8 protein-coding genes are annotated in these 13,605 nt (G+C 69.4%); 5 read left to right on the top strand and 3 right to left on the bottom strand.

Annotation, left to right across the window (positions count from 1 at the left end; translation table 11 throughout):
• Positions 1-41 precede the first annotated feature (41 nt).
• Both VHC63_14265 and VHC63_14260 read left to right on the top strand, forming a co-directional pair.
• Positions 42-2,120, top strand: coding sequence for an ATP-binding cassette domain-containing protein (locus VHC63_14265; protein ID HVV37770.1), 2,079 nt, complete (start codon positions 42-44; stop codon positions 2,118-2,120).
• Positions 2,117-3,064: a hypothetical protein gene (locus VHC63_14260; GenBank protein HVV37769.1), complete on the top strand. Its 948-nt coding sequence runs from the start codon at positions 2,117-2,119 to the stop codon at positions 3,062-3,064. Before VHC63_14265 ends, VHC63_14260 begins: the two co-directional genes overlap by 4 nt.
• 6 nt (positions 3,065-3,070) lie before the next feature.
• Here the strand turns inward: VHC63_14260 and VHC63_14255 are convergent, their stop codons facing one another.
• Both VHC63_14255 and VHC63_14250 read right to left on the bottom strand, forming a co-directional pair.
• Positions 3,071-3,730, bottom strand: a complete 660-nt coding sequence (locus tag VHC63_14255; GenBank protein ID HVV37768.1) for a response regulator transcription factor — start codon at positions 3,728-3,730, stop codon at positions 3,071-3,073.
• Positions 3,727-4,905 (bottom strand): PspC domain-containing protein, encoded by a 1,179-nt coding sequence (locus VHC63_14250; GenBank protein ID HVV37767.1) that lies wholly within the window; start codon positions 4,903-4,905, stop codon positions 3,727-3,729. Before VHC63_14250 ends, VHC63_14255 begins: the two co-directional genes overlap by 4 nt.
• Before the next feature lie 120 nt (positions 4,906-5,025).
• Between VHC63_14250 and VHC63_14245 the strand changes: the two genes are divergently transcribed.
• From VHC63_14245 to VHC63_14235, 3 genes are all read left to right on the top strand, one after another.
• The gene (locus VHC63_14245) at positions 5,026-6,432 is read left to right on the top strand and encodes a PspC domain-containing protein (GenBank protein HVV37766.1); all 1,407 of its coding nucleotides are present in this window, start codon (positions 5,026-5,028) and stop codon (positions 6,430-6,432) included.
• A 71-nt stretch (positions 6,433-6,503) separates the two neighbouring features.
• Positions 6,504-7,148, top strand: coding sequence for a response regulator transcription factor (locus tag VHC63_14240; protein HVV37765.1), 645 nt, complete (start codon positions 6,504-6,506; stop codon positions 7,146-7,148).
• Positions 7,145-8,251 (top strand): HAMP domain-containing sensor histidine kinase, encoded by a 1,107-nt coding sequence (locus VHC63_14235; protein HVV37764.1) that lies wholly within the window; start codon positions 7,145-7,147, stop codon positions 8,249-8,251. The genes VHC63_14240 and VHC63_14235 overlap by 4 nt, the downstream gene beginning before the upstream one ends.
• Here the strand turns inward: VHC63_14235 and VHC63_14230 are convergent.
• On the bottom strand, positions 8,248-13,446 hold the full coding sequence (locus tag VHC63_14230; GenBank protein ID HVV37763.1) for a hypothetical protein: 5,199 nt from the start codon (positions 13,444-13,446) through the stop codon (positions 8,248-8,250). The two genes, VHC63_14235 and VHC63_14230, sit on opposite strands and share 4 nt — an antisense overlap.
• Positions 13,447-13,605 lie beyond the last annotated feature (159 nt).

Here is a 13,605-nt window from a genome sequence, read left to right as displayed (position 1 = left end):
GCCTTGTCTTATGTTTGGGCGGAGCCCGCCGATAGGGCGCTATGCCGGAAATTGCCCTCGCGGGTGACGCTGACGCGTCTATTCGCTCACGTGACGCCGTCGTGGTCGACGTGCACGGCGTCACCGCCTACGCCCCCAATGGCACTCGCCTCCTCGACGACGTGAGCTTCCGCGCCGCCCGCGGCGAGGTGCTCACCGTCGTCGGACCCACGGGTGCCGGTAAGACTTCACTGGCCCGCGCCATCACCGGGTCGCTCGCCGCCCAGAGCGGCGACGTGCGTCTGAGCGGGAGTGTCGCTTTCGTGCCTCAAGTCGACGCCTTCCACGCGGGGCTCACGCTGCGCCAAGCGCTCGACTTCGCCGCCGGCTTGCGCATCGCCGACGCGTCGGCCGACGCGCGCGCCGATCGCGTCGACGCCGTCCTCGACGAACTCGGATTGGCGACGCACGCGCGCACCAAGATCGGCGATCTTTCCGGCGGTCAGCGCAAACGGGCGAGCATCGCCGCGCAGCTCCTCGGTGACCCCGACGTGCTCGTGCTCGACGAACCCACCGCCGGCCTCGATCCCGGCTACGAGAAGGTCGTACTCGACACCCTGCGCGCCTTGGCCCGCAGCGGCCGCACGATCATCGCCGTTACCCACAGCGTCGACGCACTGCACTCGGCCGATCGCGTGCTCTACCTCGCCGGCGGCGGCGTGGCGTTCTTCGGCACGCCCAAAGAGGCGACGCGGTACTTCGGCAAGGCCGACGCCGCCGACGTGTTCCTCGCCCTCGAGTCCGCACCCGACCTGTGGCAGCAGAAGTTTCGCAACCACCGCAACGCCAAGTTGCACGCGAGCGCGGCGACCATCGACGACACCGCGCCGCGGGCCGCGGTAGGTGCGGTGTCACAGTTCGCGCTGCTGGTGCGTCGTCAGGTCGACGTGCTGCGCGCCGATAGCCGCCACCTCGTCCTGCTCGCCCTCCAAGCGCCCCTCGTCGGCGCGCTGCTGTGGGCGGTACTGCCGGGCAACGGCCTCGTGCCCAACGCCGACGGCTCGTACAGCTCGAAGGCCGGCGTGGTCCTGCTGTTCATCGTGCTCAGCGCCACGTGGCTCGGCGTGTCGAACTCGATCCGCGAGGTCGTGCGCGAGCGCAAGATCCTCCAGTGGGAAGCGGGTAGCGGCCTGTCCGCCCGCGCTTACGTGGCCTCGAAGTTCGTGACGCTGAGCGTCATCGCCGCGCTCCAGTGCGGGCTCGTCGGCTTCCTGGCGACGGGCCGTCAGCATCCCAACCATCGCATCGAACTCGTGCTGCTCACCGCGGTGGCCGGTGTCGTCGCCACGGCCCTCGGCCTGTCGCTGTCGGCGTGGTCGAAGTCGACCGAACGCGCCGGCGCATTGCTGCCTGTCACCCTCGTGGCTCAACTCGTGCTCGCGGGCGAGTGGGCCGCGCGTGCCCACGTGCCGCTGTTGCACCAGGCGCGCTGGCTCGTCAGCACCCGATGGGCGCTCGAGGCGATGGCCGCCACGCTCAACGGTCCGACCTCGGAGCGCACCCACGCCGTCGTCGCCCTCTGCGCGCTGAGCGCCTTCGGGGTGATCGTCACGGTGCGCGCCGTCTCCCGCACGCTGCACCCCGACGCCGGTGCCGCGCATGACTTTCGCGTTCCCCGGCTCCGTCTCGGTTTCGCCGCCGTGCCCGCGACCGGCATCGCGGTCGCGCTGAGCCTTACGTCCGCCGGCGCCGGCGTGCTCGCCCTTGGTCATCTGCACCACGGCACCACGACGCCCACGCCCCGCAGCACGCCGCTCGCGGCCGCGCCGCTCACGACCGACGTCACGACTCCCGCCGTCGCAACACCGGTCACCACGCCGCCGGTCACCGCACCCGCCGTCACGACTCCGCCGGTCATCACACCGCGTGTCGTCGCGACGCCCGCGCCGCAGGAGACACCGACCACCGAGGCGCCCGTCGCCTCGGACGCGCAGATCGTGACGCCCGAGACGCCGACGACGACACCGACGGTCCTGCCGCAGCCGCCGACGGTCACGCCGACGAACGCCACGCCGACGCCGTCGCCGATGAGCAACTTCTTCAAGCTGTTCACGTTCTTCACGCCGAAGGTCGGCAAGTGAGCATCCCCCGGCGCGTCCGCAGCATCCTGCTCGCCTGTGTCGCGTCCAACGCGGCGTTCGCGGTCGTCGGGCTCGTCACCGTCAACGCTCCGGTCACCGATGTCACGCACGTCGCCGGCGGGGCGCACCACAGGCCGAAGCCGACAACGACGACTAATCCCCTCACAACCGACACCACTGCTGCCGATAGAAGTGTCACCGGCGTAACCCCCTCTCCCCAGGCACCCCACGCCTCGCCATCGACGTCGTCGCATGCGTCCTCCTCGACAAGGACCTCGACGACGCGTCCGGCGGCCGCGGTGGACGACATGACCGGCATCGTGTCGTCTGCCGCGCCGCCACCGGTTGCGCGCGTCGCGCCGGGCGCCGGCAGCTACGCGGCGACGTTCGCCGGCAGCGCCAGCGTGAACGGCCGGGCGCAGGCCGTCCCGTCGACGGGATCGGTGGTCTTCACCGCCACCGGTTCGGACTTACGCCAGAGCAGCCCGAACACGCCCGGCGACGTGAAGATCACGCAGCGGTTCTCGCAGAACGAGGCGCGCCTGGTCAGCTTCCAGCTCAAGGCGGGCGACACCACCAAGGTGTTCACGCCCTCGAGCCCCGCGCTGTTCATCCCGTACTCGTCACCGTCGGGCTCGTCGTGGACGTGGTCGGCGACGTCGAGCGACGGGGCGACACACGTGAGCGTCACGGGCGGCGTCGGCGATTCCAAGACGATGACGATTGCCGGTCAGAGCGTGAGTGTCACCGAGATCACGGCCTCGCTGAGCATCTCGGGCGACATCAGCGGCAGCGCCGACCTCACCATGTGGGTGTCGAATACGCTGCGCCTGCCCGTTGTCCAGCGCCAGGTGATCAACGCCAAGGCGTCGTCGGGCTACGGCTTCTCGTCGAAGCTGACCTCCGACGTCACCCAGACGCTGACGTCGCTCACCCCGCAGTAGTTCCCCTTAGATCAGCCGGCGGTCCGTCGCCCAGCGCGCCAGCTCGTGGCGACTGCTGAGCTGCAGCTTGCGCAGCACCGAACTGACGTGGGTCTCGACCGTCTTCACCGAAACGTTCAACCGCCGCCCGACTTCCTTGTACGCGTAGCCACGGGCGATGAGTTGCAGCACCTCGCGTTCGCGCGGCGTGAGCTGTTCCAGCTCGGCGTCGACCGGTGCTTCGGCCACCGAAGCCGGCACTCCTGACGAAAACGCGTCGAGCACGAAGCCGGCCAAGCGCGGTGAGAACGCGGCGTCGCCCGCAGCGATGCGCTCGATCGCTTCGGCGATCTCGGCGCCCGTGGCCGACTTGGTGATGTAGCCCCGCGCACCGGCGCGGATGACGGCGATCACGTCCTCAGGCGCGTCGGACACCGACAGCGCGAGAAAGCGCAGCGCCGGCTTCTTCGGCGCGACGCGACGCAGGATCTCGACGCCACCGCCGCCGGGCATGTGCACGTCGAGCAGCACGACGTCGAGGGCGTCGTCGTCGAGCGCCAGCAATCCCTTGACCGCTTCGTCGACGTCGCCCGCTTCGCCCACCACCGACACGGCGTCGCCCAGCTCGGTGCGCACGCCGGAACGCACGAGCGGGTGGTCGTCGACGATGAACACGCGTGCCGTCATTGCGCCACTGCGCCGTTGGTCTTGGGACGCGGCACCCGCAGTTCGATCTCGGTGCCCTCGCCGGGTGCGGTACGCACCGTGGCCGTGCCTCCGGCGCGCTCCACGCGTCCCTTGATCGACTCGGCGACCCCGTGGCGATCCCCGTCGACCGTCGACGGGTCGAAACCGACCCCGCGATCACGCACGAACAACTCGACGGCGTCGGGGTCGGCCTGCATGTACACGTCGATCTTGTCGACCTTGGCGTGGCGCGCCGCGTTCACCACGGCTTCGCGCCCCGCGGCCACCAGCGCGCGCCCGGCGTCGTCGAGCGGTGCGTCGCCCGACGATACGACCTCGACGCGCACCTGATGGTCGTCTTCGACCGCTGCCAGTTCGCGGCGCAGCAGAGTGCCAACGGAGTCGATCTGGCGCTTGTTCGGGTCTTCGAACAGCCACTCACGCAGCTCCCGCTCCTGACGCCGCGCCATAGCGCGCACTTCCTTGGGATCGTCGGCGCGGCGCTGGATGAGCGCCAAGGTCTGGAGGACGCCGTCATGGAGGTGCGCGGCGACGTCGGCGCGCTCCTGGCTGCGAATGCGCTCGCGTTGTTCGAACTTGAGGTCGGCCGTCAAGCGCCCGATCCACGGCCAGCCGAGGAAGGCCACGCCGGCCACGATGGCCAGGGCACCGAGCGCGCTCTGGCTCACCGTCGTCCACCCGCCGGCGGCCACCGCCGCGCTCACCGCCGCGCCGGCTGCCAGCAGCGTCAGACCGAGCGCGACGCGCAGCGGCCAACCGCGCGTGCGCGCCCCGCGCGCCGACTCGTCGCGCCCGCCGAACAACGCGGCCGCGCCTGCGACGACGAGGGTCGGCAGCGCGATGCGGTCGCCCACCCAGTAGCCGCTGGCCCGCGCCATCAGGCCGACGCCCGCCACCGCGCAGAGAATGGCGACGGAGTCGATAGCCGCGCCGCGCCGCGGCGGCCTGACCGGCTGATTCGACGGGCGGAGGGACAACCACAGCACGCCGTAGAGGACCGCGCCGAGTCCGCCGCAGAGCGCCAGCAGCACGGCAGCGAGTCGCACGACGCCCGCTTCGACGCCGAAGGCGGCGGCGATGCCCGAGCACACGCCGGCGACCATGCGCGAGCGCGGTCGCCGGGTGATCGACAGGCGCAGCGGGGGCGTCGGCACCAAACGATGGTCGCACGCGACGGCGTTTTCGACCATCGGGAACGACCCTGAGATCATCCGGCCGACGAATCAGGGTGATTCCCGATACCGCCGGCGCCCCCGATTGCGCAGGATGCACGCATGGCAAATGTGTCCGTGAACGACTACAAGCTGATGCGGGCCCGCGACGGGCGCATGCTCGGCGGCGTGGCCGCGGGTCTCGCCCGCGCCTCGGGTCTCGACGTCACCCTCGTGCGCCTCTGCGTCGGCGCCATGGTGCTGTCGGGCTTCGGCGTGGCGGCGTACATCCTGATGTGGGTCATCCTCCCCGAGGAGTCGCCCAAACGGGGCCGCCTCATCGAGCCGGCACCCGAGCCCACGGCGCGCATCATCCGCATCGCCCTCGTGGTCCTCGCCGTCTTGTCGCTGTTCAACAAAGTCGGCGGCTTCTGGGGCTTCGCCAATCCGCATCCGCACCCCTTCGGCTTCGACGGCGGACTCGGCTTCATCCTCCTCGGCATCGGCATCGCCGTCCTGTTCACTCGTCACCGGCCGGACCGCAACCTGTGGGACGCCAGGCCCCCCAACCCGCGTCCTGCAACCCCCAGCGCGACGCCGGCCGGTGACGACGATCTGCCGCCCACGTTCACCGGCCCGTTCAGCGAAGCGATGGGTTCGGTTCACGGAGCCGTGTCCGACGCCTTCCGCGAGTTCCGCACCACGGTCACCGAGTCGCGGCCGCGCCGCAGCGGTGAGCCGCCGGCGCCGACCTACACGACGACTTACGACCACGACGACACCGAAGACCGCTTCGACGAATTCGGCAACTACAACCCCTACGCCGGCGAAGAAGAGGCGGCGACGCGCCCGGTCGCAACGGCGACGGTGAGCGGCGACGTGCGCCACTCCGGCGGCGCCGCCCTCGGTTGGGCGCGTGTGCTCGGCTGGCTTCTGCTCATCTGGTGGTCCATCGGCGCTGTCGCCGTGGTGGCGCTGTGGCTGGTCGGCGCCGTCAGCGTGCGGGCCCCCGTCGTGCTCGGCGTGGCGGCGTGGATCGTGTTCATCGGCGTGCTGAACACGCTGCTGCACGCCCGCTTCGCCCGGGCCATCATCCCCGCACTGGCGCTGCTCGCCATCCCCGTCGGCATCGCCGTTGCGTCGCTGACGATCAACGGCGCCATCGGTTACCAAGAGGTGCGGCCGACCGCGGTGCACGGATCCGTGACCGAACGCGTCGCCGCGGGCTACATGAAACTCGACCTCACCAAGACGAGCTTCGAGTCGTCATCGTCGACCGTCAACGCTCGCGTCGGTGCCGGCTACCTCCAGGTCACGGTGCCCAACAACGCTGCGGTCGTAGTGCACGCCACGACCAAATCCGGTGGTGGCTTCGACGTCTTCGGCCACCCGAGCAACGGTTTCAGCCCCGACTACGCCGGAAGCTTCAACGGCTGCGACAGCGGTTCGAAGCTCATACTGAACCTCAAGGCCGGGGCCGGCTTCGTGCAGGTGCAGCGGGCCAACGGCCACACCGCCCGGACGTGTTAGGGAGCCGGACAATCCGCGGTCGTGCTTAACCTGATGCCATGGCAGACGACCGGGCGGCACGGGTCCTGCTCGTGGAGGACGACGACAGCCTGCGGGAGAGCGTCGCCGCCGCACTCGGCGCCTGCGGCTTCGACGTACAGGCGGAAAGCGACGGCAGCGCGGCGGAATCGGTCGTGGCGGCGTTCGGGCCGGACGCGGTAATCCTCGACATCCTGCTGCCGGGCGCGAACGGTTTCGAGGTCGCGTCCCGCATTCGCAACGTCTCGACGGTGCCGGTGATGTTTCTCTCCGCGCTCGACGGCGTCGACGACCGCCTGCGGGGATTCGACACTGGGGCCGACGACTACCTCGTGAAGCCGTTCGCCATGGCCGAACTTCTCGCTCGGTTGCGGGCCATCCTGCGGCGGAACGAACGGTTCGCGTCGGCCGTTATCAGGGCCGGGGACGTCACCATCGACGAAGCGGCACGTGTCGCGACGCGCCGCGACAACGCGATCGACCTCACACCGACCGAGTTCGGTCTGCTGTGCGTGTTTGCGCGTGCACCCGGACGCGTCTTCTCGAAACAAGAACTGTTGTCGCTCGTCTGGCGCTACGACGAGTACGACCCCAATCTCGTCGAGGTCTACATCAGCACGCTCCGGCGCAAACTCGAGCGTTGTGGCTCCCGGTTGATCCACACGGTGCGCGGTGAGGGCTACGTGCTGCAGGTATGACGTCGATCCGCCCGCGCGTGACGCAGTGGTTCCACCAGTTGCTGCTGGAGCCGCGGCCAACGCGCGGTCGCGCGCTGGCGATCGGGGCCGTGTGCAGCGTGGTCGTGGCGGTCATCGGTGTCGTCGACGTCAGCACGGGCGCCGACCTCACGCTCGGCGCCGTGTACCTCCTGCCGGTGGCGGTCGGCGTCGTGCTCGTCGGCACGGGATGCGGCATGGTGATGGTGGCCGAGACGGCGGTCGTCGGGCTTGCGGCCGACCTCGTGCGTCGCCACGACACGAGCGTCGACGTGCACATCGCCAACGGGGCCATGCGCGCCGCCATGCTGATGATCGTCGTCGCTCTCATCGCCGGGTTTCGTTCGGTGCTCGACCGCGCCCGCACGTCAGATCAGCGCAGCCAGCAGTTCCTCGCGTTTGCGGCGCATCAGCTGCGCACGCCAATCGCGAGCGTGCGCGCCGCCAGCGATGCGCTCGTACTCGAGGGCGTCGACCCGAAGGCGGCTCGACTGTTGCAACGGATCGCGTCAGATGCAGCCCGCTGTGGCCGCCTCGTCACCGGCCTGTTGCGGATGGCCCGCCTGGATCAAGGCGAAGTCCTGCCGACGATGCCGACCGATGTGCGCGCCCTCGTCGCCGACGAAGTCGAGCGTACGCGCGCCCTCAACCCGTTGATCTCCGTGGACTACGAGGTGGGCGACGCCGTCCCGGAGCTCGTGGCGATCAGTCCTGAAGCAGCAGCCGAAGCGCTGCAAAACGTGCTCGACAACGCCCGCCGCTTCGCCCGCACCCGTATCGAACTGGTCGTGGACGTCGCCGATCACACGCTCACGATGACGATCACCGACGACGGGCCCGGTGTTGCTCCCGCGATGCGCGATCGCATCTTCGAGCGGTTCGCCACCCTCGACGACCGCGGGGGCTCAGGTCTCGGTCTTCCAATCGCCCGCGGCCTCGCCGAGAGCCAGGGTGGTGGTCTCGTGCTCGCCGACGACGCGTTCGTCCTCACCATGTCGATCCGTCCGCTCGATGGTCCGAGCAGCAGAGGACCCCGCCCGGCGCGGGCGGGGTCCTCCGTGAACTCGACGACGACGAGCCGTTAGCCGAGCAGGGCAAATCCCGGCCGGTAGGTGAACACCGGATTCGGGTTGGTGCCGGTGACCGGCGGGTTGAACGTCACGAAGTCGCCTCCGAGAGCAATCAGACCGCTGGTCGTCAGCGCCATGCTGCGGATGAGGCCGCTCGGCGTGGGCTGCCAGTCGAGCACCTCGCCGGTGTTGGCGTCGACGCCCGACAGCGACCCGTAGGCGTTGCCGCCCGTCGTGTTGAAGCCACCGGCGAGATACAGGTTCGACGAGAACACGAGCAGCGCGTTCACCGGACCGTCGGTGTCGACGTGCCACGCCGTCGCGTTGCCAGCAGTGTCGTCCACGTTGGCGACGTTGGTGCGTGCTGCGCCACCCACGTTGGCGAAGGCACCCCCGAGGAAGATGCTGTGGGTGTTGTCCGGGTCGACGGCGATGGCGTTCACCGCACCGTCAGGACTCGGGTCCCATCCCGTGGCGGCACCGGCGGTGTTGATGGCAGCAGCGTTGTTGCGGGTCGCGCCGCCAGTGTTGGTGAACGATCCACCGACGAGGACGTTGCTGCCGTCGAGCACGATCGCCGTTACCGTTCCCGCGTTGCCGGTTACGCCGCCGCTGTTCCACGAGGTGGCGTTGCCGGTTGCCGGATCGAGCTGGGCGAGGCTGTTGCGCGCCGAGCCACCGATGCCGGTGAAGTTGCCACCGGCGTAGACGGCGTCGTCGCTGGCTGTGAGGACGTTGACAACCCCTCCCGGGCTGAGGCTCGGCGTGAATCCGGTGACGGTGCTGTCAGCCTGCTTCACCCCGGCGAGTCCGTTGCGGGCCGTGTTGTTGACGGCGCTGAACGAGCCGGCCAGGTACACGGTGTCGCTGTTGGCGCCGACAGCCGTAACCGGGCCGTCGGTGTTCGCCGTCCAGCTGGTGACGCCGCTGGCCTGGCTGATCTCGGCGACGTTCTTGCGGACGGCGCCGCCGAGGACCTTGAACGCGCCGCCGGCGAGCAGCCGACTCGAAGCGTCGCGGCCGAGGGCGTACACGTCGTTGCCGGCGTGCGCCGTCAGCGGTTGCAGCGTTGGACCTGCGGTGGCCGCGCTCGTCTGGTTGAGGTACAGGGCGATGCGGTTGCGGGCTGCGCCTTCGGCGTTCTTGAACGACCCACCGAGAGCGATGTACGAGCTCGCGGCCGGGCCGGCGCTGATGGCGTAGACGGGCCCGTCGAGCGACGGCTTCCACGACGTGGACGGCGCGCCGTTCATCTGAGTCGCCGGGGCGGTCGAGGTCGCACCCGTGCTGGTGATGCCGTAGGCGACGGCGTTGGTGACGTCCACTCCGCCCGGCGACGCCGCACCTGCATGGGTGAACGAGCCGCCGAGGAACACGGCGTAGGGAATGCTCGCCGATCCGCCGTAGCCGAGACCGATGGCGTTGACGGGCCCGTTGGTGTTCGGGTTCCACGTCGTCGGCGCACCGGGTGCCGTGGTGCTGAACGCTGCGGCGTTACCGCGGGCCGACGGAGCGTCGGTCGCCTTGTAGGCACCGTCGAAGGAACCGCCGACCATGATGAACGCCGGCGCCGAGACGGGGAGGGTGAGCAGCGTGCTTTGCGCCGCCAGGGCGATGGTCTTCACCGAGGCCGTGGCGCACTCGCCCGACACCGGAGCACCGGTGCAGACCTGCGGCACGAAGGCGGCGTCATAGGTGATCGTGGGCGCCGCCGTGCTACCGCCCCAGTTGTCGCGGGCGATGTGGTTGGCGACCACCGTGTTGCCGAGCTTGGTGAAGTCGCCACCGAAGTACACCTTGCCCTGCTGGGTCACGGAGGCCAGGTTGACGGCGAAGATCGCACCGTGCGGCGTGATCACGTTGACCGCACCGTTCGGGTCGCCCGCCGATTCGAAGGTCAGGTCCTTCGTCGTGGTGTTGACGTACATGAAGTTGTGATGGCCGCCGGCGTTGAAGAGACCGCCGACCGCGACGCGGTACACCGTGTCGGCAGTGGTGACGGCGTACGAAGTGCTCGCGACCGCCACGGCCCGCACCTCACCGGTGATGCCGCCGAGGTTGCAATATGTGTTGTCGAGCGCGCCCGCCGAGGTGATGTGAGCGAAGGCAACACACGACTGGCCCTGCACCTTGTCGAAGGTGCCACCGATGAAGTAGCCACCGGTGAGGTCCGACGTGATGGCCTTGACCACGCCGCCGGTGATTCCGGCGCCGTTCACGACCGAACCCTGCGTCGAGCCGGCGGTGAGAACCTCGGCACCGGCACCGCCTGCCGCGGGACCGGCGGTGTCGAAGCTACCGCCGAGGTAAGTGGTGTCGTGGCCGCTCGTGGCGACCGAGTTGACGGCGCCGTCGACCGCCGATGCGATCTGGACGGCGGGCTTGGCCGGCGTGACCACCGCGGTGAGCGCCGTTGTGACGGTCGTCTTCACCGGGGCGTTCGTGTCGTCCCGGTTGTCGTTGGTACCGGTGATGTCGACCTTGAGCGTCTTGCCGAGGTCGTTGGCCTTGCTGACGGTGTACCGGTTGGTGGTGGCACCGTCGATGTTGGCGCAGTTGGTGCCGTCGGCGTCGCAGCGCATCCACTGATACGCCAGCGCCGTTTCGGTACCGGCCTGCCACGTCCCGTCGGTGACCTTCAACTTGTCACCGGTGAAGGGTGCCGAGCCCGCCGGAATGTCCGACGAGACAGAGCACGCGCTGTTGATGCAGCGCTGGATGACGCCCACGACGGTGTTGATCGGCGCCGGCTGGATGCGCTGCTGCGCACTCGTGGCCGGCGTCGAACCGATGTGGTTCGTCGCGGTGACCACGACCTGGATGGTCGAGTCGAGGTCGGTCGGATACGCCACGTTGTAGGTGGAGTCAGTGGCCCCGGCGATGTCGGCGCACGACGCCGGCGTTCCGCTCGCGTCACACTTCTGCCACTGGTAGGCCAGCGCGCTGCTGATGCCGCCGGTCCAGTCCGTGCTCTTCGAGCTGTGTGCGGTCAGGGTGTGGCCCGTACCGGCCACGCCCGTGATCGTGGGCAGGACGGTGTTCGTCGGCGCCGCACTCTGATCGACGACCGGCGCCGTCGCCGGCGAAGCCAGCGAGGTGAACGATCCGTCGAGGTTGGTGCCCGTCACGACCACGCGGAACGCGTGACCGATGTCGGTGGTCGTGCCGCCGGGGCCGTCGCCGTACACCGGTAGGTACACGGCGTTGGTGGCGCCGCTAACGGGCCCGCAGATGGCGCCGGTCTCGTCGCAGCGCAGCCACTGGTAGTTGAGGGTGGGCGAGTTGGCCACCGTCGGCGAATCCGCCACCGGCGACCACGTGCTCGTCGCCGCCAGCGGCGACTCCGCGATGGGGTCACCCGAGATCGTCGGGCCCCCCGTCAGCGTCGGGAGCACCGGACAGACGACGGGCGTCAACGCGGTGGCCGCGCCGAGCGTGAACGCAGTGGTGTCGGGACACGTGACCGCGCCGGCTTTGGCGTCGGGGATCTGGGTGGAACCGGACGCGTGATACGTCGAGTCTCGTCCGCTGGCCGCGAAACCACCGGGGAACGAACCGGCGGGGATGCCGGTTACCGACGCGGCGTAACCGACGCAGCCCGACAGCGGCTTTCCGGCGGTGTCGACGAACACCTTGCCGGGATTGCTGCCCGCGATGGGCGCGTTGCTCAGCGCCAGGCGAGTGCCGTCGACGTGGACGTCCGCGGCGCGGGCCGTACACGTGGTGTTCGGTGTCCCGCCGGACTTGGCGTAGTTGTCGAAGTGGATCGGGAGGTTGCTGCTGAGGAGCAGCGAACCCTTGTCCGTCGAGCTGTGCGGCGACGAAGCGCAGGCGCCCGTCGTGGCGCTGGCGCAGTACGACAAGGTGCCGGGAGCGGGAGCGGCCTTGCTCACGACGGTCGACAAGCCGCCCAGCACCGCATAGTTGAGGCTGTAGAGATCGCCCTTGGCGTCGCCGGTGTAGCGCAGGTTCTCCGCGCTCGCCGACGGCGTCACGGTCGTGACGTGCATGGTGTTCGGCTCGTTGTCGTAGCGGTTGGTCAGATCCAGTGTCGTGCACGCCAGCAGGCAGAAGTTCTGCGTGAGCTTTGGCGTGGGCGCCGGTTCGGTGAGCGGCGGGATCGTCGGCAACGCCGGCAGCGGGTTGAAGTCCACCGGCGGCAAGGTGAGCGTCGTACCGCGGTGCACCGCGACCGCCGTGTCGAACTTGGTACCGCTCGAGGCGTACGTGGTGGTCGCCGTGTACGACACGGGCGCGGTCGAAGCGGAGTTGTCAGCCGCGGACGCGTCGGTGTCGAAGGCGGGCTGGGTCGTGGTGTCGTAACCGACGTGCAGCACGTTGGCGAGCAGGCCGGCGTCGATGCTCAGCGGCAGCGTCGCCTTGGCCAGCGGCATCTTGGTGATCGTTTCCTTCATCACGACGGCGCCACTCGGATCGAGGGCGTAGCTCGCCATGGCGCACACGTCGAACGTGCCGCTGTTGTCGACGTCGATCGGCGTCGGCAGGTTGATGAGGCCCGGGGCCGTCTTGGTGATGCGGGTGCCGTCGGGCGCCTGATACGTCGTCGTCCAGTTGAACTGGAGCAACTGCAGCAGGGCCGGCACAGCCGCCGTCGTGGCGTTGGCACCCAAGAGCGCCAGCACCTCGTTGTAGACGGTGTCATAGACCTGCTTGATCAACGCGTCGGTCTTGGCGTCGGTTTGCTGGATCGTCGGCGACGCCAGCTTGTAGGTGCGCGACAGGTCGGCGCCGAGGCCCGGCACGAACGAGGTGGGAACAGCCGTGAGCGCGCACACCGGCGACAGCACGTCCTGCGCGATCGACAGGCCTGAGGTGAGACCCGTCGTCAAGCCAAGCGCCAGAACCTGGCCCTCGATCGACGAGACCGCCGCCATCAGGTCAGCCTGCGCCGCGCCGGTGTCGAGCGCGGCGATGTCGGCTTGCACCTGAGCGACGGACGCCTGGAGCGCTGCCACCTGTGACTGCACGTCAGGAGCGGTCGTCCCCTGGAGTGCGACGCCCAGCGCCTGCACTGCCGAAACGACCTGACCGACCGCGCTCGTCGTCTGCTGCAAACCGCCGGAGAGATTGAGGACGCCGGGCACACCCTTGGAGTCCTTCAACGGCGTCACCGTCGGCGCGGGCGGCAGACTCGGCAGCGCCGCGCGGGCGCTTTCCGGGCTGGCGACGAAGGTCGCCAGCGTGCACACCGCGGTTAGTACGAGAAGAACGCGCGACCGAAGCGCGCGCCTGCGAAATTGCCCCACCGTTTCCCCTTTCGCGAGCAACGACTCTGCTCGTCAGACTCAAGGAACGGCGGTTTGCTGAATTCCTACGGTGGCTAAGCCTGAGAAGATTCTCAGCAACGA

This window comes from Acidimicrobiales bacterium (assembly GCA_035546775.1).
Classification (GTDB): Bacteria; Actinomycetota; Acidimicrobiia; order Acidimicrobiales; family JACCXE01; genus JACCXE01.
The sequence above is the reverse complement of the archived record's forward strand: the minus strand, read 5'-3'. Positions and strand labels throughout refer to the sequence as shown.

Excerpts from the sequence above, each read along its gene's own strand:
- VHC63_14265 (HVV37770.1), top strand. The coding sequence starts at position 42 with ATGCCGGAAATTGCCCTCGCGGGTGACGCTGACGCGTCTATTCGCTCA.
- VHC63_14255 (HVV37768.1), bottom strand. The coding sequence starts at position 3,730 with ATGACGGCACGCGTGTTCATCGTCGACGACCACCCGCTCGTGCGTTCC.
- VHC63_14245 (HVV37766.1), top strand. The coding sequence starts at position 5,026 with ATGGCAAATGTGTCCGTGAACGACTACAAGCTGATGCGGGCCCGCGAC.
- VHC63_14235 (HVV37764.1), top strand. The coding sequence starts at position 7,145 with ATGACGTCGATCCGCCCGCGCGTGACGCAGTGGTTCCACCAGTTGCTG.